Here is a 20,037-nt window from a genome sequence, read left to right on the forward strand (position 1 = left end):
GCCCGTTAGAGTGACTTTCGTGAGCACCTCAGCCGGCTGGGACCATCCCCGCACGTCCTTTTACACCGACCACTACGAGCTGACCATGCTGCAGGCATCCCTCCATTCCGGGGCCGCGCACCGCAGGTCGGTGTTCGAGGCGTTCGCGCGGCGGCTGCCCGACGGCCGGCGCTACGGCATCGTGGCCGGAACCGGACGGCTCCTGGAAGGCATCGCGCAGTTCCGCTTCGGCGACGCCGAACTGGAGTTCCTGGAGCGGACCCGGGTGGTCAACCGGGAGACGCTGGAGTACCTGGCCAACTACAAATTCTCGGGCGACATCTGGGGCTATGCCGAGGGCGAGGCGTACTTCCCCAACTCCCCCATCCTGATCGTCGAGGCCTCCTTCGCCGAAGCCTGCATGCTGGAGACCTACCTGCTGTCCGTGCTTAACCACGACACCGCCATTGCCTCCGCCGCTTCCCGGATGGTCAGTGCCGCCGGTGGGAGGCCCTGCATCGAGATGGGCTCGCGGCGCACCCATGAGGAAGCCGCCACGGCATCGGCCCGCGCGGCCATCATTGCCGGTTTTGACAGCACGTCAAACCTTGAGGCAGGCATCCGCTACGGCGTGAAGACCGTGGGCACCGCAGCCCACTCGTTCACGCTGCTGCACGACACCGAGCGGGAGGCCTTCGAGGCCCAGATTGCCTCGCTGGGAGAGGGAACGTCGCTGCTGGTGGATACGTACGACGTCGAAAAGGCAGTCCGCACGGCAGTGGACCTGGCAGGACCCCGCCTGGGCGCCGTCCGGCTGGACTCCGGCGACCTGGTGGCCCAGGCGCAGTGGGTGCGCAGGCTTCTGGACGACCTCGGCAACGAACACACCAAGATCGTGGTCACCTCGGACCTGGACGAATACGCCATCGCCGCCCTGCAGTCGGCGCCGGTGGATTCCTACGGCGTGGGGACGTCGCTGGTGACCGGCTCCGGAGCTCCCACCGCCAGCATGGTCTACAAGCTGGTCAGCCGCGCCGGCGATGACGGCAACTTCGTGTCCGTGGCCAAGGCGGCCAAGAACAAGGCCAGCGTGGGCGGGCGCAAATACGCGCTGCGGAAGCTGGACGAACGCGGCACCGCCACCGCGGAGATAGTGGGCGTGGGCCACCGGCCCGAAGACGATGGCAATGACCGTGCGTTGCTGCAGCAGTTCATGAAGAACGGCGAACTGCTGCCTGGCTGGACCGGATACGACGGCGTGCTCCGCGCACGGCAGCGCCACGCCGACTCCATGGCCGAGCTGCCGTCCGTGGTCAACCGCCTGCAGCGGGGCGAGGCCGCCATCCCCACTGTCTATGAGGAAAACTGAAGGAGCACTGATGTCCCGCGCTTTGATCATCGTGGACGTGCAGAACGATTTCTGCGAGGGCGGCTCGCTCGCCGTTCCCGGCGGCGCGGCCGTGGCAGGTGCCATCAGCGAGTACCTGGATGCCCACAACGGCGAATACGACTTTGTGGTTGCCACCCAGGACTGGCATGTGGACCCCGGCAGCCACTTCTCGGACACCCCTGATTTCAGGGAGAGCTGGCCGCCGCACTGCGTGGCCGGCACCCGCGGAGCCGATCTCCATCCGGATCTGGACACCGAGTACATCGATGCCTACTTCCGGAAAGGCCAGTTCGCTGCCGCCTACTCAGGCTTCGAGGGACTGCTGGCCCCGGAGGACGCCGTTCCCACCGGGGAACGGCAGGCCGGCGGCCTGGCCGGCGCCAGGGAGTCGCTGGAGCCCGATGAAGACGCCATCGGCCTTGATGACTGGCTGCAGAGCCACGACGTGGAGGACGTGGTGGTGGTGGGCATCGCCACCGACTACTGCGTGAAGGCCACTGCGCTCGACGCCGTCCAGGCCGGCTACGGCGTCACGGTGGTACGGTCGCTGACCGCCGGCATCGCCGAGGACCTCGAAGACACGGTGGCCGAGCTGGAACTGGGCGGCGCCGACATCGCCTGAGCCGCTACTTGCGGCCCACGAACCAGTCCTGGAGCTTGCGCAGCCGCGACTTCAGCTGTTCCTCGTTGGCCTGCGCCACGGGAGGCCCGCCGCAGACCGTGCGCAGCTTGGTGTGCACCACGCCGTGGGGTGTCCCGGTCCGGGCAGCCCAGGCAGCGACGTTCTTGGCCAGTTCGTTGCGCAGGTCCATAAGCATCCGGTGGTCGGGAACGGCCGGGACCTGGCTTTCGGCGGCCGCCGGCGCTTTCCGGTTCTTCCGGTTCAGCTGCTCGTGCTGGCGCTGGCGCAGCAGTGTCCCCACCTGCTCCGCGTCCAGCAGGCCGGGGATGCCCAGGAAGTCCAGCTCGTCGTCGGACCCCACTTCGCCGCCCGTGCCGAACTCGCCGCCGTCAAACAAGACCCGGTCAAAGGAGGCCTGGGAGTCCAGTGCCTCGAACTTGCCCTTGGTCAGGCTGTCGGAGGCCTTTTCCTCACGGTTGGCCTCCTCCATGAGCGAGTCTTCGGGATTGAACAGCCCGTCCCCGTCCTCCTTCTCCGGCCGGTCCAGGGCGTGGTCGCGTTCCATTTCCATGGAGTTGGCCAGCGCCATCAGCTGCGGTACCGAGGGCAGGAAGACCGACGCCGTCTCTCCCCTTTTGCGGGCACGCACGAAGCGGCCCACAGCCTGGGCGAAGAACAGCGGCGTGGAGGTTGAGGTGGCGTAGACGCCGACCGAGAGCCGGGGCACGTCCACGCCTTCGGACACCATGCGCACGGCCACCATCCAGCGTTTCTCGCCGGCGGAAAATTCCTCGATCTTGCTCGAGGCCTTGGCGTCGTCGGACAGGATGACGGTTGGCGATTCGCCGGTAATCCTCTTCAGCTGCCCGGCGTAGGCACGTGCGTCCTCGTGGTCGGTGGCGATGACCAGGCCGCCGGCGTCCGGGACGGTGCGCCGGACTTCGCTGAGCCTTTTATCCGCACCGGCCAGGACCGCGGGGATCCACTCCCCCGCCGGGTTCAGCGCCGTCCGCCAGGCATGGCTGGTGATGTCCTTGGTCACCGCTGCCTCACCGAGGGACGCCGCCATTTCCTCGCCCGCGCTGGTGCGCCAGCGCATCTGGCCGGAGTAGGCCATGAACATCACGGGCCGGACCACATGGTCGCGGAGGGCGTTGCCGTAGCCGTAGGTGTAGTCGGCCTTGGAGCGCCGGATGCCGTCCCGGTCCTCCGCGTATTCGACGAACGGGATGGGCGAGGTGTCGGAGCGGAATGGCGTACCGGTCAGGGACAGCCGGCGCACGGCGGGATCAAACGCCTCGCGCAGGCCGTCGCCCCAGGACAGGGCTTCGCCGCCGTGGTGGATTTCGTCCAGGATCACCAGGGTCCGGGCCGCTTCAGTCTTGGCCCGGTGCAGCAGAGGCTTGCTGGCCACCTGGGCATAGGTGACGGCGACGCCGATGAAGCCGCGGCCGTGCTGGCCGTCGGAGTTCTTGAAGTTGGGGTCGATGGCGATCCCCACTTTGGCGGCAGCATCCGCCCACTGGCGCTTCAGGTGGTCAGTGGGCGCCACGATGGTCACCCGGTTCACAGCACCGGAGTCGATGAGTGTGGAGGCGATCCGCAGCGCGAAGGTGGTCTTGCCTGCACCCGGGGTTGCCACCGCAAGGAAGTCCCGGGGACTGTCCTTCAGGTAAAGGTCAAGGGCTTCCTGCTGCCAGGCACGGAGTTTCGGGGCGGTTCCCCAGGCTGCGCGTTCCGGATAGGCCGGAGGCAGGGTGGGGCCGCCAAAGAGCGTCTCCGTCACTACTTGTTGCTGCCCGAGTCCCCTCCGGGACCCTTGCCGCCGTCGTTGCCCGGCCGGAGGCCTTCGTAGACCTCCTTGCACATGGGGCAAACCGGGAACTTCTGCGGGTCCCGGCCCGGCGTCCAGACCTTGCCGCAGAGGGCGATGACGGGCTCCCCTGTCAGCGCGGACTCCATGATTTTTTCCTTCCGCACATAGTGCGAAAAGCGCTCCCGGTCCCCGGGTTCCACTTCCTGGCGCAGTTCCTCGCGCTCAATGGTGGCCGTGGACGATCCAGCCCCGGAAAGCTCGCGCATCGGGTCGTTGTCGAGAGGGTCCGTCATGCTAGTCATGGCATTCATCTTAGCCGTTCCACGGTCCGGGCGTTCGACGGCGGCACGCCCGCGGCGGGGTCCGGCGCCGGCCGCCGTCGTACTTTTTCATGGTCGGCGGCAGCGCCGGTAAGGCATCTAAAGCCCCTGCCAGGCCGGCTTGTTCTCGTAGGTGTGGCGGTAGAAATCCGCCAGTTTCAGGGCGGAAGCGGCGGCCTCGTCCAGCAGGACGGTGGCGTGCGGATGGAACTGCAGCACCGACGCGGGGCAGATGGCTGCCACCGGCCCTTCGACGAAGTCGCGGACAGCCTGGGCCTTTTGCGCCCCCGTTGCCAGCAGGATCACATGCCTGGCGGCCATGATGGTGCCCAGCCCCTGGGTGATGACGTGGTGCGGCACCTCTGCGAGGCTGTTGAAGAACCTGGCGTTGTCCCTGCGGGTCTGCTCGATCAGGCTCTTGATCCTGGTCCGGGATGCGAAGGAAGAGCCTGGTTCATTGAAGCCGATGTGGCCGTCGGTGCCCACGCCCAGCAACTGCAGGTCCACGCCGCCTGCCTCGGCGATGGCCTGTTCGTACGCGGCGCAGGCTGCGGGGATGTCGGTAGCGGTTCCGTCGGGGCCATGGACGTTCTCCGGCGCGATGTTCACCCGGTTGGTGAATTCACGGCGCACCACCTCGCGGTAGGACTCGGGATGGCCTGCCGGCAGGCCCACGTATTCGTCCAGCGCGAATCCGGAGGCACGGCTGAAGTCCAGCCCCTGTTCGTGCCGGGCGGCCAGTTCGTCGTAGACGGGCAGCGGCGAGGACCCGGTGGCCAGGCCAAGGACGGCGGCCGGCTTGCGCCGGACCAGCTGTTCAATGGCGTCGGCTGCGAGCTTTCCGATCTGCCTGCTGCCGCCAAGGATGACGATTTCCATATTGTTCCTTTCCGGTCGCTTGTCAGCGGTTGACGGTTACCTGCGCCAGAAGCTCGGGCCCCCGAGCCTCGAGCCACTTGCCGCCAAGGCGGACACCGGCCAGGAAGAGGACCAGGCCAACGATTGTTCCTGCGGCCAGGTTGAGCCAGCCGAACAGGACGTTCCCCGTGACAGCCTGGGCAACCAGCAGCGCGGCCTCGGGCAGGACCAGGACCATCAGGACCAGCATCCCCACGAACTGCACGGCCAGGGTCTGCCCCACGTTGCCCGGAGGCTTTTTGAACGGGCTGTCGCCAGGGAGCGGGACCGTTACCGTGTACCGGGCCGAGACCACCGAGGACAGCCCGAGGCCCGTGAAGAGGATTCCCAGGCTGAACCCCAGCTGGCCCGGCAGCGCGGCCCAGTTGTGGGTGAATGCCGCGTACCCCATGGAGAACGCCAGCACCACCGGCAGGGCGAAGGTCAGGCACGCCAGGGCCCGGCCAAGCCGGTCCGCTACCCCGCGGACCCCGATGGCCAGGTGCAGCGCAAAGGCGGTGTTGTCATAGGAGACGTCCGCGGAGATGGACCAGGCCAGGATAAAGGCCGCCACCGGGGCGAGGAAGGCAAGGCTGCCATAGCTCCCGGTCTGGGCACCCTGGAACGCCAGCACCACCGGAAGCAGTGGGATTACCACCAGCGAACCTGAATACCGCGGGTCCCGAAGCCAGTAGGTGAGCGACCTGGCCATCACGGCGCCGGCGGGGGTGGCCGGCAGCACGCCGAACAGACCCAGGCGGCGGCCCCTGCGCTTGCCGGCACCGGCGAATGGCGGGGTGACCAGCGCGCGCTCGAGCAGCAGCTTCCAGCACCAGGCCAGGGTGCCGAGGACCGCCACGGACACCAGCAGCTTGGCAGCGGCCTGCCCGGGCCGGCCGGAAGCGATGTCCCCGCCAAGCGCCCACGGTGCTCCGAGCGGGGTCCAGGACAGCGTCCGGGCGAACCCGGGCAGGAACCCGGTGGACGCGCTGATGCCGCGGCCAACCCCTGCCACGATGGGTCCCAGCAGGACCAGGGGCACCATGAACGCGATGGCGCTGATGTCCTTGAACCGCCGGGAAGCAGCCAGGCTTGCCGTTGCGGTGGTGACCACCTTGGCCAGTACGACGCAGGTCATCACGCCCAGGGCTGCCCCCAGGAGGGCTGCGAGCGCGGGAAGCACTCCGCGGGACCAGGTCACCACCGTGGACAGGGCCACGAGCGCGGTGGCCAGGCCCGGGATGCCGATCAACCCGCCAAGGGCCAGGCCGGCGAGCAGCTGCTTCATGGGAACCGCAAAGGTGGTGAAGCGCGCCGGATCAAGGGTCATGTCCGTGGCGGATGCCACCACCGGTATGACGCCCCAGCCAAGCACAGCGGCGGAGCCGCCGAGGACAACTGCGGTGTGTGCAGTCACGGGGTTTGCGTTGCGCAGCAGGACCAGGGCGATGATCAGTGTCGCCACCACCCCCAGCGCATAGAGCCCTGCGATGGCCATGCCCACCAGCTGCCAGGGGCTGCGGCGCAGCCCGTTGCGCAGCAGCGTGAGCTTGAGCCTCAGAAGGTGCGCAACCATTCCAGCCCTTCCGTGTGGCTGTGGCCGCCGACCAGCTGCACGAAGCGGTCCTCAAGGGAGGCGCCGGCGCGTACCTCGTCCACGGTCCCCGCCGCCAGCAGCCGGCCACGGGCCACCACGGCAACGTGGTCGCACATGCGCTGGACCAGGTCCATCACGTGGCTGGACACGATGACGGTCCCGCCGGAGGCCACGTACCGGTCCAGGATGGAGCGGATGTTCGCGGCCGACACAGGATCCACCGCTTCGAAGGGCTCATCCAGGACCAGGAGCCGCGGGGCGTGGATCAGGGCGGAGGCCAGGGCGATCTTCTTGGTCATGCCGGCCGAATAGTCCACCACCAGCGTGCCGGCGTCCTGCGTCAGGTCCATGGCTGCCAGCAGCTCCCCCACCCGGGCAGCCACCACGGCCTTGTCCATGCCGCGCAGCAGCCCGGCATACGTAATCAGCTGTTCTCCTGTGAGCCGGTCGAAGAGCCGGACGCCGTCCGGCAGGATCCCCATCAGCCGCTTGGCTTCGAGCGGGTGCTGCCAGACATCCACCCCGTGCACCACCGCCGTTCCGAAGTCGGGGCGCAGGAGGCCGGTGGCCATGGACAGCGTGGTGGTCTTGCCCGCACCGTTCGGGCCCACGATTCCGAAAAACGAACCCGCGGGGACCTCCAGGCTGATGCCGTCCACCGCGATTTTCCCGCCGAACCGTTTGGCGAGCCCGCGGATGGAAAGGGCCGCCACGGGCCCGGTATTCGACGCCTGGTCAGGTATCGGAGCAGTCATGAGGCCAGCCTAGCCGGGGACCGGTCCGGGCGGGGGTGGGAGACTAACTCCATGGACATTGCGTTGGGCCTGCTGGTGATCGTTGCTGTGGTGTGTGCCGGCAGCGCCGTGGGCCGCAGGTTCAACATCCCGGTTCCGCTGCTGCTGGTCCTGGCGGGGGTGGCGGGATCGTTCCTGCCGTTCATTCCGCCGGTGGAGCTGAACCCCGAACTGGTGCTGGTGGGCCTGCTGCCGCCGCTGCTCTACGCGGCCGCGTTCCGCACCTCGCTGTTCGACTTCAAGACCAACCGCCGGTCCATCGGCCTGTTGTCCGTGGGCTACGTCATCTTCGGCACCCTGGGAGTCGGGCTCGTGGTGTGGTGGCTCTTCCCCGAAATCCCGCTGGCGGCCGCCATTGCCCTTGGCGCAGTGGTGGCGCCTCCGGACGCCGTCGCCGCCACGGCCATCGCGCGGAAGGTGGGAATGCCGCGCCGGATCGTCAACATCCTGGAAGGCGAATCACTGGTCAACGACGCCACGGCGCTGGTGTGCCTGCGCGCCGCCCTGGCGGCCATCGCCGGCTCCGTCTCGGTACTGGATGTGGCCGGCGGCTTTGTGGTGGCGGCCGGCGGGGGCCTGGCGGTGGGCCTCGCCGCCGCTTACCTCCTCACCGAAATCAGGAAACGGATCAGCAACGTAGCCATCAACACCTCAACATCGCTGATGGCACCGTTCGTTGCGTTCCTGCCCGCCGAGGCGATTCACGCGTCCGGCGTGCTCGCCGTCGTCGTGACCGGCCTCGTGATGGGCACCAAGGCGCCCTCCATGCCCAACGGTGCCGCGCGGCAAAGCGCCCGGAGCAACTGGGACACTGTCCAGTTTCTGCTGGAGAACGCCGTGTTCCTCCTGATCGGCCTGCAGGTTCGAAGCATCATTGACAGCGTCCAGGACGATTCGCTGGGCGCCGGCCGGGTGTGGCTCGGCTGCGCCGTGATCCTGCTGGCGGTGCTGGTGCTGCGCCCCGTCTGGGTCTTTCCGGCCACGTACCTGCCCCGCCTGGTTCCTTCCGTGCAGCGGGCAGACCCTGCGCCGCCCTGGCAGTTTCCCGCCATCGTGTCCTGGGCGGGCATGCGCGGGGTGGTCACCCTTGCCGCCGTCTTGACGCTGCCGGATGACCTGGAGCACCGCAACGTGCTGGTCCTGGCCGCCATGGTGGTGGTGGCCGGCACCCTGGTGCTGCAGGGATTCACGCTGCCACCCCTGGTCCGGGCCCTGGGGCTGCCGGGGCCGGACAGGCGGGAGGACGCGCTGAACCAGGCCTCACTGATGCAGCTGGCCACCGCCGCGGGGATGAATCGGCTGGAGCAGCTGCGGCGCGACAGCGACCCGCCGGAGGTCATGGACATGCTGCGGCGGCGCACCCAGGAGCGGGGACTTGCGGCCTGGGAACGACTGGGCAGGTCCGCGGCAGAGGCGGCCACCCCCAGCCAGCGGTACGCGCAGCTGCGGATGGCCATGCTGGAGGCCGAACGGGACAAGGTGCTGGAGCTGCGGCGCGGCGGGGATTTTGCCCATGAAGTCCTCAGCGAAGTCCTGGAACGGCTGGATGTGGAGGAGTCCATGCTGGATGCTTCCCTCAACGAACTGGGCGCTGCCGCTGAAGGCGGCGGCGAAGGGTTGTCCCAGCCCGGCGGCATATGCGACCACCTGACGGCCACCATGCCATCGCCTGCCCCCGCCAATCCGTCCTGTGCCGCGTGCGAGCGGGAGGGAACCACGCCGGTGCACCTGCGCATGTGCCTGGGGTGCGGAAACGTCGCCTGCTGCGACTCCTCCGTGGGCCGGCACGCCAGCCGCCACTTCAAGGAGTCCGGTCACCCGGTCATGCGCAGCATCGAACCCGGCGAAGAGTGGCGCTGGTGCTATGTGGATGACCTGCTGGGCTGACGGCATCATGAACCGGCAGCCCGGGACGCCGCGGTCAGAAGGCCCGGCGCGGGATGGCCCGCTCGTATTGGGGCGGCCAGGCGAGGTCATGGCCCAGGTCGAATGCCGCGCGGAGCCACCAGTGGGGGTCCCGCAGGGCCGCCCGGGCAATGAAGACCCCGTCTGCCTGCCCGGTGGCGATGGCGTGCTCCGCCTGACCGGGGGTGGTCACCAGGCCCACGGTGCCGGTGGCAATTCCTGCCTCCCCGCGGATAGCGGCAGAGAATCCGGTTTGATAGCCCAGGCCCGGCTTGATCTGCTGGTTGGCCACTGCCCCGCCGCTGGAGACATCCACCAGGTCCACGCCGTGCGCGGCGGCCTCCCGTGCCAGGCGGACCGACGCTGCCTGGTCCACGCCGCCCGGCGCCCAGTCGGTGGCCGAGATCCGGAGCAGCAGGGGCATGGAATCGGGGATCACCGCACGGACCGCGTCAACCACGGCCAGCATGAGCCGGTTCCGTCCGGCTTCATCGCCGCCCCAGTCATCGCTGCGCTGGTTGATCAACGGGCTCTGGAACTGGTGCAGGAGGTAGCCGTGGGCCCCGTGGATCTCCATGGTGTCAAAGCCTGCGTCCACGGCGCGGACAGCGGCTGCGGCGAAATCGGCAATCACACCATGGATCTGTTCCTCGGTCATGGCGGCAGGCGCCGCATAGCCCTCGAAGGCCGTGGTGGACGGGCCCACGGTGTCCCAGCCGCCGTCGGACGCCGGAACACTGCCGTGCTTGCCTGAAAACGGCCAGTACGTTGATGCTTTGCGCCCGGCGTGGGCCAACTGCACGCCGATCTTCGTTCCGGCTACACCGTGCCGGTGGACAAAGGAAATGATCCGCTGCCAGGCCGCCGCCTGGTCGTCGTTGTAGAGGCCGGCATCGCGGGGACTGATCCGGCCGGCGGCGTTCACTGCCGCGGCTTCGGTGAGGATCATCGCCGCGCCGCCCGTGGCAAACCCGCCCAGGTGCACCAGGTGCCAGTCGTTCGGCACACCCGGAGCGTCGTCGGGATCGCAGCTGTACTGGCACATGGGCGACACCCAGCCGCGGTGCTCCAACTCCATGGACCGCAGCGTCAGCGGCTGGAACAGGGCCGGCACTAGAACAGCACCCGGGCAAGCGCCTGCCGTGCCTTTGCCACCCGCTCATCACCGGCGCCGACCACGTCGAACAGCTCCAGCAGCCGCAGCCGCGCGGTCTCCCGCTCCGGGCCGAAGTTCCTGCCGATGAACGCCACCAGCCGGTTCAGCGCATCCTCGACGTGCCCGCCGGCCACGTCCAGGTCGGCCACCCCAAGCTGCGCGGCCAGGTTGTCCGGCTCATCGGCGGCCCGCGCCCGCAGCGCCTCGCTGTCCTGGGCCGACAATGACTGCAGCCGGTCCATCAGCTCCACCTGCGCCAGCCCGGCCTTGGCCTCGTGGTCCGACGGCATCTCCTTCAGCGCCTGGCGGTACGCCTCGGCGGCAGCGGCGTAGTCGCCGGCCTCAATGGCGTCGAAGGCGGCCTGGTGCAGCGGCGGCAGCGGCGCGGGCTCCGGCTCTCCGCCCGCTCCGCCGTCAAGGCTCCCGGTGACCCCGTTCGCCGCAGCCACCTTGAGGAGTTCGTCAAAGAGGCTGCGCACCTGCTGTTCCTCGGCCCCGCCCTGGAAGAGCGGCACCGGCTGCCCCTTGAGGACGGCGACGGCGGTGGGGACGGCCTGCACCTGGAAGGCCTGGGCAAGCTGCGGGAAGGCTTCGATGTCCGCGGCGCCAAGGACCAGCCGGCCGCCGTAGCTGGCAACCACGCGCTCAAGGGTCTCAACCATCCTGCCGGACTCGGGCGAGTAGGGGGCCCACAGGGCAAACACCACCGGCACCTGGGCGGACAGTTCCACCAGCTGCTGGAAGTTGGCCTCGGTGACGTTGACCGTGAGTTCGGTGCCGCCGGCGGAGGCCCCCGGCTGCGGGGACTGCGGCGCTCCTGCGGCAGGGCCGGAGGGGGCGGTAGTACCGGAGGCGGCGGCAGTACCGGCGGGTGATGCGGGGCGCTTCAGCGAGGAAAGGTCGACGGCGCCGCGCAGATTAAGCGGGTTGGCAGCGGCAGGAGGGACTGGGCGGGAAGCTGGCGAACTCATGTTTCCCACTCTAGCCACTCCGGCCGCTGCCGGTGGTAATACAGCCAGGGGCCTACTTGAAGGAGGCCCCGACCAGGCCGCGGGTGGCGGCGACGAGCTTCATCGGATCCGTGGATCCTGCGGGCGGGACGTAGACCGCCATGGATTCGGCGAAGCTCAGGACCATGCCCGTGCTGGTCTCCTTGCCGCCGGCCAGGGCTGCCGCGTCGTCGCCGATGCTCAGCTTGTCACCGGCCGCCTTGGGGGTGCCTTCGAAACCGAAGTTGATCCGGCCCAGGACCAGGGCCCCGCCGTCGGAAGTGTGGAACACCACGGTGCTCTCGGGGACCACCTTGTGGGTGAAGGAGAAGTTGCCGTTCTCGCCTGCCTTGACCACCTCGGCCTGGTAGGACAGGGTGTCGGCGATGTACGGCGAGGACTGGCCCTCGACCAGCTTGTCCTTGAAGGGCGAGTCCGCTGAGGTGAGCCTGTCAGCCAGGCCGGACATTGCTTCCTCGCCACTGTAGAGCAGCCCGGTCTTGTCCGATGCGGCGAGCGTCTCGGTACCGCCCCGGCTGATGTTCGGGAAGGTGGTGCCCGGCTGAAGGGGGGTGGTTTCCATCAGCTTGTAGTTTTCGCGCGGTGACTGCTGGACCAGGGTCAGGATCTGCGGAACCACGTTCCCTTCGCCCTGGGTCACGGCCAGCACCGAGCGGGGCCAGTCGCGGCCGCTGGTGACCACGGTGGTGAGCAGCTTGGTGGAGCGCACGGGCATCCGCGGCTCGTAGGAGCCCACCTGGGAGCGGATCTTGTAGTTCTGGGTGCGGATTTCCAGTTCGGGTCCGGCCACGCGGTCCGACAGCTTGGCCGCATCCTTGGCTGCATCACCGGCGTCGGTGGCGCTGGAGACCTGTTCGAGGATCCGGCGGAACTGGGCGTCCAGGAGGACAGGCGATCCCGCGGCCTCCTTGGCTGCCGGCGATGCGGCGCCCCCGGACGGCTGCGGGCTGGGAGTGGCCGCCTGGGCTGCGGTGCCGGATCCGGCGAGCAGGGCTGCAACCACACCGGCCGCCACCATGGTGGCCTTGGAAGAGGAGGACGACGGCGGGGCCTGGCCCTGCGGCGCGGCGTTGCGTTCACGGGCGCGGCGGGCGTAGCTGCTGTCGCCGCCCTCGCCGTCCTTCCGGCGGGCCGAGAGCAGCGCCAGGACGATGCCGCCCAGGATCAGCAGGCTGCCCAGGACCATCAGCGGAACGGCCCAGGGGGTGGAGGTGTCGTTGGGGAAGGTCATGGAGACAGAGGCGGGAGCCGGCTTGGTGCCGTCGGAGGCGAGCAGCAGGCTCCAGTCACCGTCCGCAGGCGGGGTCCAGGTGTAGTCGAGCTCGCCGCCGGCGTTCTCGGTGGAAACCCAGAGATCTGAACCGGCGGGGTTGGGCGCGGTGCCTTCGCCGTCTGCGTGCTCAACCACGAGGGATTTTTCATCCCCGGACACGCCCGTGATGGTGTTGTGGGCCGTCTGGCCCACCCAGGCGCTGACGTCATCAGGCCGTCCGGTGGCCAGCATGAAGTTTCCGTCGCCCTGGACGGTGATCTTGACCGGTCCTTCGTGCAGGGTACGCAGCTTCTGGTCGATGACGGTCAGCGGCGCGGCGGCGGAATCGGCCGGCACGGACGCGGTGAACGTCTCGGATGGAGCCCAGATGGTTCTCTGGCCGATACCGGCCAAAAGTGTCAGGAGGCCGAGCAGCACAAGTGCGGCTGCAGTCTTTAAACGCAAGGGAAACACCTATCATCAGCGGGGGTTTGCCTTCAATAGTAACCTTTTTGTTACCACTGGCCCCTTTTTGCCTGGTCCGCCCCTTCCGTTGGCGGACCCAAGGTGGTGGCTTCAGCTCGCGGTGACAAGCCTGCTGATAGTGTTTGCGATGATCATCACACCCGCCCGCAAACGCGGAGCCACACACGGAACAGGCCCCCAAGACCAGTGACTGACAAGACGGACCCGTCCTCGGCGGCAGCCGGAAAATCCGGGGATGCCAAGGGCCCTGTCCCTGCGCCGGTGCCTCCCCTCGGCATGGCAGCAGCCGCGCACCGCAGGGGTCACGCCACCGCCGCCCTTGGCCAGGTGGTCCGCAGGCTCCGCCAGCCCCTGCCGGGGGCACAGCCCAGGCTTCGCTTCGAAATGCCACCCGAATACACCGGGCAGGTGCCCGAGGCGGACCATGGCGGCGAGGACGAACCCCAGTTCGGCCACCCGGGTCCACGCATGTCCCCCCAGCATCCGCTGTACATGGGCTTCATGGGGACGGTGGGCGTGGGACTGGCGCTGCTGGTCTACTGGATCGGGTCCCACACCACGCAATTGCTGCTGTGGATCGTCGCGGCGCTGTTCATCGCCCTGGGGCTTGAACCCGTGGTGGGCTGGCTGGAGAACCGCAGGATCCCCCGGCCCGCGGGCATCCTGGTCTCCGTGGCTGTCCTGATGGGCGCCGTCGTCGGATTCTTCGCCACGCTCATCCCCACCATTGTTGAACAGGTATCGGAGATCGTGCGGCAGGCGCCGGACTGGGTGCGCAGCTTCATGGACTCGGACTTCTTCCGCAGCCTTGATGACCAGTTCGGCGTGCGCGACCGCATTACCGAGGAACTGGACAAGTTCGTCAACGATCCCGCCGCCATGGGCGGTATTTTCGGCGGCGTGGTGGGATTCGGTTCCACCGTGGCCAACGGGCTGTTCGGCACCCTGATCGTCCTGGTGCTGAGCCTGTACTTCCTGGCGGCGCTGCCGGCCATGAAGAAGTGGGGCTACCGGCTGGCGCCGCGCTCCCGCCGGAAACGGGTGGCAGCCCTCTCGGAGGAAATCACCCGGTCGGTGGGGAACTACGTGATCGGCCAGGCCTGCGTGGCCCTTCTCAATGCCACGTTCGCCTTCGTGGTGATGTCCATTGTGGGCATTCCGTTTGCCCTGCTCCTGGCGTTCGTGGTGGTCCTGCTCGCATTCATCCCGCTGGTTGGCGGCATGATCGCAGGCATCGTGGTGGTCCTCGTGTCACTTACGGAGGGCTGGCAGGCGGCTGCCATCTACGCGGTCTGCTACTTTGCCTACCTGCAGTTCGAGGCCTACTTCATCTCGCCGCGCATCATGCAGAAGGCAGTTGCCGTGCCCGGTGCGGTGGCGGTGATCTCCGTCATTGCCGGCGGCAGCCTGCTGGGCGTGCTCGGTGCCCTGATCGCCATTCCCACCGCCGCCGCCGTGCTGCTGCTGCTCCGGGAGATCTACATCGTCCGGCAGGACCAGCACTAAGCGCCGGCAGTGGCCACCGGGCCGTCCCATTCCTGTGGCAGCGGGGCCGCGCCGGAGTCGGGGCTGACCAGGGCCACGATGTCGTTCAGGACCCGCCCCGCGTACTTCTCCCCCACCCACAGATGCTTGGCCCCGGCCACGCCCACCACGCGCGCCTGCGGCACCAGCCGGAACCGTTCGGCGGCCTCGGCAGGCTGGAGGAAGTCGTCATGCTCCGGCACCAGGACGGTCAGGGGCTTGCCCGATTCCGCCCACAGCTGCAGGTGCTTGTCCGTGGCCCGGTGCAGCGGCGGCGACAACAGCACCGCGCCCTCGATCTCCCCGGCCACCGGCTCCAGGGCGCCGTACATCAGCGCCAGTTCGGTCCCGAATGACCAGCCCACCAGCCAGCGGTTGGGAAGTCCCCGCTCAACGGCGAACCGCACGGCCGCCTCGACGTCATGCCGCTCCCCGATCCCTTCCTCGAACGCCCCGCTGCTTGTGCCGCGGTCGGAGGCGGTACCCCGCGTATTGAAGCGCAGCACCGCAATTCCCGCCAGCGCCGGCAGCCGGTAGGAGGCCTTGCGGTAGACGTGGGAATCCATGAAGCCGCCGTGCGTCGGCAGCGGATGGAGCGTGATCAGCGTGGCCTTGACCGGACCCGATTCCGGCAGCGCCAGTTCGCCCACCAGCCTGTGGCCGTCCTCGGTCTGCAGTTCGATGTTCTCGCGCCGGGCAGGCAGGACAGTGGAGGCACGGATGGGGACAAGGCCCCCGGACTGGGTGAATTGGTACGACGCCGGATCAAAAGTCATGCCTGCCAGCTTAGCGACAGCGGGCGCGTGGCTGCGTCACACGACAGGGCCTGCGGGGCGGCTGCCCGCAGCGGGTGGTCAGCGGTACCGGTAGCTGCGCGTCATCCAGCAGTTGGTATGCCAGTGCCGCCGCTCCGCCAGGCCGGCGGCCGCACCAAAGAGGTGGTCATCCTTCCAGACCACCAGGTGTGCAACGCCGGGCAGCACGGCCGTGGAGCATTCCGGGCAGATGTAGGTCTTCTCCGCGTTCCTGGCGGTCATGGTCCGGACCATCCACTCGCCGTCAGGGGCGCTTTCCCGGCGGGCAATCCCGGCCCGGGCGCGTTCCAGGTCCAGCTCGGGGACCTCGCCGCTCCTTTTCCCTCCCGTGCCCCTGCCGGATGCGGAACCCTTGCCGGAAACGGGACGGCGGGGACGGTTGGAACGCGGCATGTATCCATTCTGCCCCAGCCCGCCCACTCGCCCGTCCCGCTCCATGCCGCCCCTTGCGGCGCACCCGGCCTCCCGCCGTCGGGCATGGCATGCCGGGCCCACGCGGTAGTCTGTACGGCGTGCGACTTGTCATAGCCCATTGCTCCGTTGATTATGTTGGCCGGCTCAAAGCCCATCTCCCCCTCGCCACCCGGCTCCTGCTGGTCAAGGCGGACGGCTCCGTGCTGGTCCATTCCGACGGCGGTTCCTACAAGCCGCTGAACTGGATGAGCCCGCCGGCCACGCTGCGGGTTTCGTCCCCGGACGACGTGGACCTCGAACTTGGCGTGGTGGAGCAGTGGACCGTGCAGTCGGCCAAGACCGATGACCGGCTCATCATCAACATCCACGAGAAGATCACTGAGTCATCCCATGACCTGGGCGTGGACCCCGGGCTGATCAAGGACGGGGTGGAAGCGGACCTGCAGCGGCTGCTCGCTGAACAGATCGAGACGCTCGGCCAGGGCTACTCGCTCATCAGGCGCGAGTATTTCACCGCCATCGGCCCCGTTGACATCCTGGCGCGGGACGCTGACGGTGCCACGGTGGCCATCGAGCTCAAGCGCCGGGGAGACATCGACGGGGTGGAGCAGTTGACCCGGTACCTGGAACTGCTCAACCGCGACCCCCTGCTGGCACCGGTGCGCGGAATCTTCGCGGCCCAGCAGATCAAGCCGCAGGCCAAGGTGCTGGCCAACGACCGCGGGATCGATTGCGTGACGCTGGATTACGACGCCATGCGCGGCGTTGACGACAGCGAATCCCGCCTCTTCTAGGTTTTCCTTTCCTGCTTAGGCATTTAATCGCCGGGCTTTGGCTGCACGCTTCTGAGACATCTGAATTTTTACCCAAATTTTGTCCTTTTTGTCCTCCGGGCCGTTGACCTGCGGGAATGGGCATGAAATTCTTATCTCAGTCTTTGTGTAGGTGTTTTTCATGCTCGCAAGACATGTTGCGAGCGCGAAGCTCCTGCAGCGCCGGACCTCCCTTTGGGACGAGGCAATCAGGATTCTTCTCGCGGAGTGACCAAGGTCGGCACGAGGTGTGCCGGTCTTAAAAAGTTCCACAATGAGGAGAAATAAATGGCACAGGGAACCGTCAAGTGGTTCAACGCTGAAAAGGGCTTCGGCTTCATCACCCCGGATGACTCCGATGGCGATGTCTTCGTTCACTACTCCGAAATCCAGACCGGCGGCTTCAAGACCCTCGACGAGAACCAGCGCGTTCAGTTCGAAATCGGCCAGGGTGCCAAGGGCCCCCAGGCCACTGGCGTAACGCTGGTCTAGTACCGCCCGGCCGCCCACCGCGGCTGTCAGCGAAACAAATGGTCCCCGGCACAATTGCCGGGGACCATTTGTTTATGCCGCAATTGTTGCCACAGAAATACTGCATTTCCGGCAAACCGACCTGACGATTGCCGGGCCGTTCCCTGTTGATGCCGCGTCAGGTCACCAGTTTGCGGACCAGCCTCGCGCCCTGTGCCAGGGAAAGTCCGGGCAGGTACGCCCGGGTCAGCGCCCTGCCGATGGCTGGCAGGTGCAGCGGGTCCTGGTAGTACAGGTAGAGGGCGCGGTACTCCGGCTTGAACCGGGATTTGAAGGCCGCCAGGGAGCGGAAGCCGTAGACCGGCTCAAGCGCGTGGCCCACCAGGTCAAGGATCCTGACCAGGTTCTGCGCGCCCTCATCGGGAGCCTCCTGCCCTTGGTCACCGGGCCCACCGATTCCTTCGGTGCCTGTGCCCTCTGCGCCTGTTCCCCGTTCCGGCGGGCCATCGGGCCGGCTGGCCAGCGGCGACCCCGACAGGGAGATGACGTCCACCGAACCCCGCAATTCCAGCACGGCAGAGGCAATCAGGAATTCCATCACCCCTGGAAATCCCTCACTCCCCCGGCGCATGACGTCCAGCGTCCTGCTCACCAGCCGCCCGCCGTCGTACACCGGCAGCCAACTGGTCACTCCATGGACGGCACCGCTGCCGTCCACGGCCAGGCAGCACAGGACTTCCTCGTCGTCGAGCTCGTCCACTCCCCCCAGCGTGAAGCCCATCTCCGGAACGGACTTGCCGGCCGCCCATTCCTCGGAGACTTCGCTCAGCCGTGACCGGAGCGTTGCGGGCAGCGAATGGTACGAACCCCAGACGGCATGGACCCCCAGCTTCGCGGCGCGGTTGAGGGCGGTCCTGACGTTCTGCCATTCCTTGCCCTTGAACTCAAGCTCGTTCAGCGCCAGCCGGGTCTCCTGGGCGACGGCCACACGGGAAAAGCCGCGTTCCCTCAGCATGGGCCACATGGTGTCATCACAGGAATACAGCGCCGGTATCAGAGCCTGGCTGCGGCAGTAGTCGAGGAACCCATCGGTCACCCGCTGCTCAGCCTTACGGTCACCGAACGCGCCGCCCAGGGTCAGGGCAACGGTCCCGTGCTGCTGGAACGCCATGCCGCCTGCCCCGTCCGGGCTGAACCAGTACGTGTTGGGCTCCCAGAGGGCCATCCAGGACAAGGGGCCGCCGCCCTGGTGGAGCAGCTCCCGGGCACGGCTGCGGTCCTGCCGTCCGAAGTGGAGCCCGTGGTGCCGCCCCACCAGGATCCACCACACCGCAGCCAGGGCTACGACCCAGAACACCGGGCCCGAGTAGGCAAACAGCAGTGCTTCGGCACTGTCGCGCTCGGGGAAGACCCGGCGGAACTGCTGCGGAATCGGCACCGGGACGTACTGCCGGGCCAACTCGGCGAAAAGGCCCAAAAGTCCGCCGTCACGGGACAGCCCGCCGGACCAGAACCAGGCCACGGTATAGGAACTGGCCAGGACAAGCCAGGTTCCGCAGATCACAGCCCCGAGCGTCCGCCGGGCGCCGGGACGCGTCTGGACGCGGAACTGCCGGCGGTTCAGCCACAGGACTACCGCCAGCAGGAGCGGGACACCCACGAGTGGCAGCACATGGGCGAAGGCGGAGGACAGGGGCGTTGCGTGCGTGCCCTGCAGGCGCGAAGGGACAAGGGCGAACAAGGCAAGGTAGACCGCCGCGAGGGCAGTGACAGCCAACTGGATGGCCAGCGCAATGTTCAGTGCCAGCCGGCGGCCCCGGCGCATGCCGTCGGCGCAGATCAGCAGCAGGATGACCGGGACCACGGCCAGCGCCAGGCCGAAGGGTCCGGCGAATCCTGCCCTTCCCGTTTCCAGGCAGGTGGCGTCAACGGTGGCACCGCAGTTGAAAATCAATTCATTCAGCGTGGGCATCGGGCTTAGCACGACATCCCGCAGCAGTGCCAGCGGGCCGGTCGGCGCCCGCGTGATTCCGGTCAGGATGGGACCCACCGCAAACACGGCGACGGTCAGGGCCAGGAGGTTCCTGGTTTCCCGTCCGGTGGACCGGTGCCGGTGAAGCCTCCCCTGGTCCCCCTGGATCCACCAGCCGGCAAGGAGGCCAAGGAGGGCACCGATGAGGCCAATGACGGTTTCGGCGTGCCCCACATAGAGGACCAGCAGCAGGGAAATGGACAGCACCGCGGTGCGGAGCCGGCGCTGCCACAGCAGCGTGATCCGGGCACTGGCCGCCAGGCCCGCGGTGAGCACCGGGGCGTAGGGGCCGATGAGCCGGTCATCCACCATTGCGTCCAGCCAGCCGTCGCCCACATACCCGGCCAGCTGGGTCACCAGGAGGAACACCGTGACGGCCGCGAACTGCCCGCCAAAGAACAGTCCGACGGCGGCCCGCCGGCCAAGTTTGCGCTCCGCCAGGCCCAGCAGCAGCACGATCATCAGCGACGCTGCAAGGTAAGCGAGCGGGTTGGTGGCGAAGAAGAGGCTGGTGAAAAGTGTCCACCACTGCCCGCCGCGCAGCCCGGGGCCGCTGACGGAGGCCAGTCCCAGGAGCTGCTCCGGCGGCCCGTCGAGGAAGCTTCCGGTCAGCGCCGCGGCGGCAAGGAAGGTTACAAGCACGCCCAGGGTGAAGGGCATGGACTTCAGCGTGAGCAGCGCCTGCCGGACTGCAGGGCGTCCGACGGCGGCCCACATCAGGGCGGTGGTACGGTCCGAGTTCCTG

The 20,037-nt window shown here is 68.0% G+C and carries 17 protein-coding genes; 6 read left to right on the forward strand and 11 right to left on the reverse strand.

What is annotated here, in order from left to right:
* The first annotated feature begins 19 nt into the window (after nt 1-19).
* Complete coding sequence (locus tag FBY33_RS17400) at nt 20-1,348, forward strand: nicotinate phosphoribosyltransferase (RefSeq protein ID WP_142031608.1); 1,329 nt, start codon at nt 20-22, stop codon at nt 1,346-1,348.
* Nucleotides 1,349-1,358: 10 nt separating this feature from the next.
* Entirely contained in the window at nt 1,359-1,991 is a 633-nt protein-coding gene (locus tag FBY33_RS17405; RefSeq protein WP_142031609.1) for an isochorismatase family protein, read from the forward strand.
* A gap of 4 nt (nt 1,992-1,995) precedes the next feature.
* Here FBY33_RS17405 and FBY33_RS17410 read toward each other — a convergent pair whose 3' ends face one another.
* From FBY33_RS17410 to FBY33_RS17430, 5 genes are all read right to left on the reverse strand, one after another.
* Nucleotides 1,996-3,777, reverse strand: a complete 1,782-nt coding sequence (locus FBY33_RS17410; protein ID WP_142031610.1) for a DEAD/DEAH box helicase — start codon at nt 3,775-3,777, stop codon at nt 1,996-1,998.
* Complete coding sequence (locus tag FBY33_RS17415) at nt 3,777-4,118, reverse strand: DUF3039 domain-containing protein (RefSeq protein ID WP_142031611.1); 342 nt, start codon at nt 4,116-4,118, stop codon at nt 3,777-3,779. The genes FBY33_RS17410 and FBY33_RS17415 overlap by 1 nt, the downstream gene beginning before the upstream one ends.
* Before the next feature lie 108 nt (nt 4,119-4,226).
* On the reverse strand, nt 4,227-5,006 hold the full coding sequence (gene nagB, locus FBY33_RS17420) for a glucosamine-6-phosphate deaminase (RefSeq protein ID WP_142031612.1): 780 nt from the start codon (nt 5,004-5,006) through the stop codon (nt 4,227-4,229).
* Nucleotides 5,007-5,028: 22 nt separating this feature from the next.
* The gene (locus FBY33_RS17425; protein WP_142031613.1) at nt 5,029-6,600 is read right to left on the reverse strand and encodes a transporter; all 1,572 of its coding nucleotides are present in this window, start codon (nt 6,598-6,600) and stop codon (nt 5,029-5,031) included.
* Nucleotides 6,582-7,376 (reverse strand): ABC transporter ATP-binding protein, encoded by a 795-nt coding sequence (locus FBY33_RS17430; protein WP_142031614.1) that lies wholly within the window; start codon nt 7,374-7,376, stop codon nt 6,582-6,584. The genes FBY33_RS17425 and FBY33_RS17430 overlap by 19 nt, the downstream gene beginning before the upstream one ends.
* A gap of 51 nt (nt 7,377-7,427) precedes the next feature.
* On the opposite strand from FBY33_RS17430, the gene FBY33_RS17435 reads away from it, so the two are divergent.
* Nucleotides 7,428-9,302, forward strand: coding sequence for a Na+/H+ antiporter (locus tag FBY33_RS17435; RefSeq protein WP_142031615.1), 1,875 nt, complete (start codon nt 7,428-7,430; stop codon nt 9,300-9,302).
* A 34-nt stretch (nt 9,303-9,336) separates the two neighbouring features.
* Here FBY33_RS17435 and FBY33_RS17440 read toward each other — a convergent pair whose 3' ends face one another.
* From FBY33_RS17440 to FBY33_RS17450, 3 genes are read right to left on the reverse strand one after another with little or no spacing between them, the layout of a single operon-like run.
* Nucleotides 9,337-10,434 carry an NADH:flavin oxidoreductase/NADH oxidase gene (locus FBY33_RS17440; protein ID WP_142031616.1) on the reverse strand — a complete coding sequence of 366 codons (1,098 nt, stop codon included), beginning with the start codon at nt 10,432-10,434 and terminating at the stop codon, nt 9,337-9,339.
* Nucleotides 10,434-11,447, reverse strand: a complete 1,014-nt coding sequence (locus tag FBY33_RS17445) for a tetratricopeptide repeat protein (RefSeq protein WP_142031617.1) — start codon at nt 11,445-11,447, stop codon at nt 10,434-10,436. Before FBY33_RS17445 ends, FBY33_RS17440 begins: the two co-directional genes overlap by 1 nt.
* A gap of 52 nt (nt 11,448-11,499) precedes the next feature.
* Nucleotides 11,500-13,176: a hypothetical protein gene (locus FBY33_RS17450; protein WP_142033008.1), complete on the reverse strand. Its 1,677-nt coding sequence runs from the start codon at nt 13,174-13,176 to the stop codon at nt 11,500-11,502.
* Between the two features lie 234 nt (nt 13,177-13,410).
* On the opposite strand from FBY33_RS17450, the gene FBY33_RS17455 reads away from it, so the two are divergent.
* Complete coding sequence (locus tag FBY33_RS17455) at nt 13,411-14,730, forward strand: AI-2E family transporter (RefSeq protein ID WP_142031618.1); 1,320 nt, start codon at nt 13,411-13,413, stop codon at nt 14,728-14,730.
* On the opposite strand, the gene FBY33_RS17460 is transcribed toward FBY33_RS17455, so the two are convergent.
* Nucleotides 14,727-15,524 carry an alpha/beta hydrolase gene (locus FBY33_RS17460; protein ID WP_142031619.1) on the reverse strand — a complete coding sequence of 266 codons (798 nt, stop codon included), beginning with the start codon at nt 15,522-15,524 and terminating at the stop codon, nt 14,727-14,729. The genes FBY33_RS17455 and FBY33_RS17460 overlap by 4 nt on opposite strands.
* A 78-nt stretch (nt 15,525-15,602) precedes the next feature.
* Nucleotides 15,603-15,956, reverse strand: coding sequence for an ATP/GTP-binding protein (locus FBY33_RS17465; RefSeq protein ID WP_142031620.1), 354 nt, complete (start codon nt 15,954-15,956; stop codon nt 15,603-15,605).
* 119 nt (nt 15,957-16,075) lie between these two features.
* Between FBY33_RS17465 and nucS the strand changes: the two genes are divergently transcribed.
* Together nucS and FBY33_RS17475 are read left to right on the forward strand one after the other, a co-directional pair.
* Nucleotides 16,076-16,771, forward strand: coding sequence for an endonuclease NucS (gene nucS, locus FBY33_RS17470; protein ID WP_142031621.1), 696 nt, complete (start codon nt 16,076-16,078; stop codon nt 16,769-16,771).
* 306 nt (nt 16,772-17,077) lie between these two features.
* Entirely contained in the window at nt 17,078-17,281 is a 204-nt protein-coding gene (locus FBY33_RS17475) for a cold-shock protein (protein ID WP_011692441.1), read from the forward strand.
* Nucleotides 17,282-17,438: 157 nt separating this feature from the next.
* Here FBY33_RS17475 and FBY33_RS17480 read toward each other — a convergent pair whose 3' ends face one another.
* Nucleotides 17,439-20,009, reverse strand: coding sequence for a phosphatidylglycerol lysyltransferase domain-containing protein (locus FBY33_RS17480; RefSeq protein WP_142033010.1), 2,571 nt, complete (start codon nt 20,007-20,009; stop codon nt 17,439-17,441).
* Nucleotides 20,010-20,037: the final 28 nt, after the last annotated feature.

Source organism: Arthrobacter sp. SLBN-112, from assembly GCF_006715225.1.
In the GTDB taxonomy this organism is placed as follows: domain Bacteria; phylum Actinomycetota; class Actinomycetes; order Actinomycetales; family Micrococcaceae; genus Arthrobacter.

Coding starts and splice junctions, on each gene's coding strand:
- FBY33_RS17405 (WP_142031609.1), top strand. CDS start 1,359: ATGTCCCGCGCTTTGATCATCGTGGACGTGCAGAACGATTTCTGCGAG.
- FBY33_RS17475 (WP_011692441.1), top strand. CDS start 17,078: ATGGCACAGGGAACCGTCAAGTGGTTCAACGCTGAAAAGGGCTTCGGC.
- FBY33_RS17435 (WP_142031615.1), top strand. CDS start 7,428: ATGGACATTGCGTTGGGCCTGCTGGTGATCGTTGCTGTGGTGTGTGCC.
- FBY33_RS17430 (WP_142031614.1), bottom strand. CDS start 7,376: ATGACTGCTCCGATACCTGACCAGGCGTCGAATACCGGGCCCGTGGCG.
- FBY33_RS17465 (WP_142031620.1), bottom strand. CDS start 15,956: ATGCCGCGTTCCAACCGTCCCCGCCGTCCCGTTTCCGGCAAGGGTTCC.
- FBY33_RS17480 (WP_142033010.1), bottom strand. CDS start 20,009: ATGTGGGCCGCCGTCGGACGCCCTGCAGTCCGGCAGGCGCTGCTCACG.
- FBY33_RS17445 (WP_142031617.1), bottom strand. CDS start 11,447: ATGAGTTCGCCAGCTTCCCGCCCAGTCCCTCCTGCCGCTGCCAACCCG.
- nagB (WP_142031612.1), bottom strand. CDS start 5,006: ATGGAAATCGTCATCCTTGGCGGCAGCAGGCAGATCGGAAAGCTCGCA.
- FBY33_RS17460 (WP_142031619.1), bottom strand. CDS start 15,524: ATGACTTTTGATCCGGCGTCGTACCAATTCACCCAGTCCGGGGGCCTT.
- FBY33_RS17425 (WP_142031613.1), bottom strand. CDS start 6,600: ATGGTTGCGCACCTTCTGAGGCTCAAGCTCACGCTGCTGCGCAACGGG.
- FBY33_RS17415 (WP_142031611.1), bottom strand. CDS start 4,118: ATGAATGCCATGACTAGCATGACGGACCCTCTCGACAACGACCCGATG.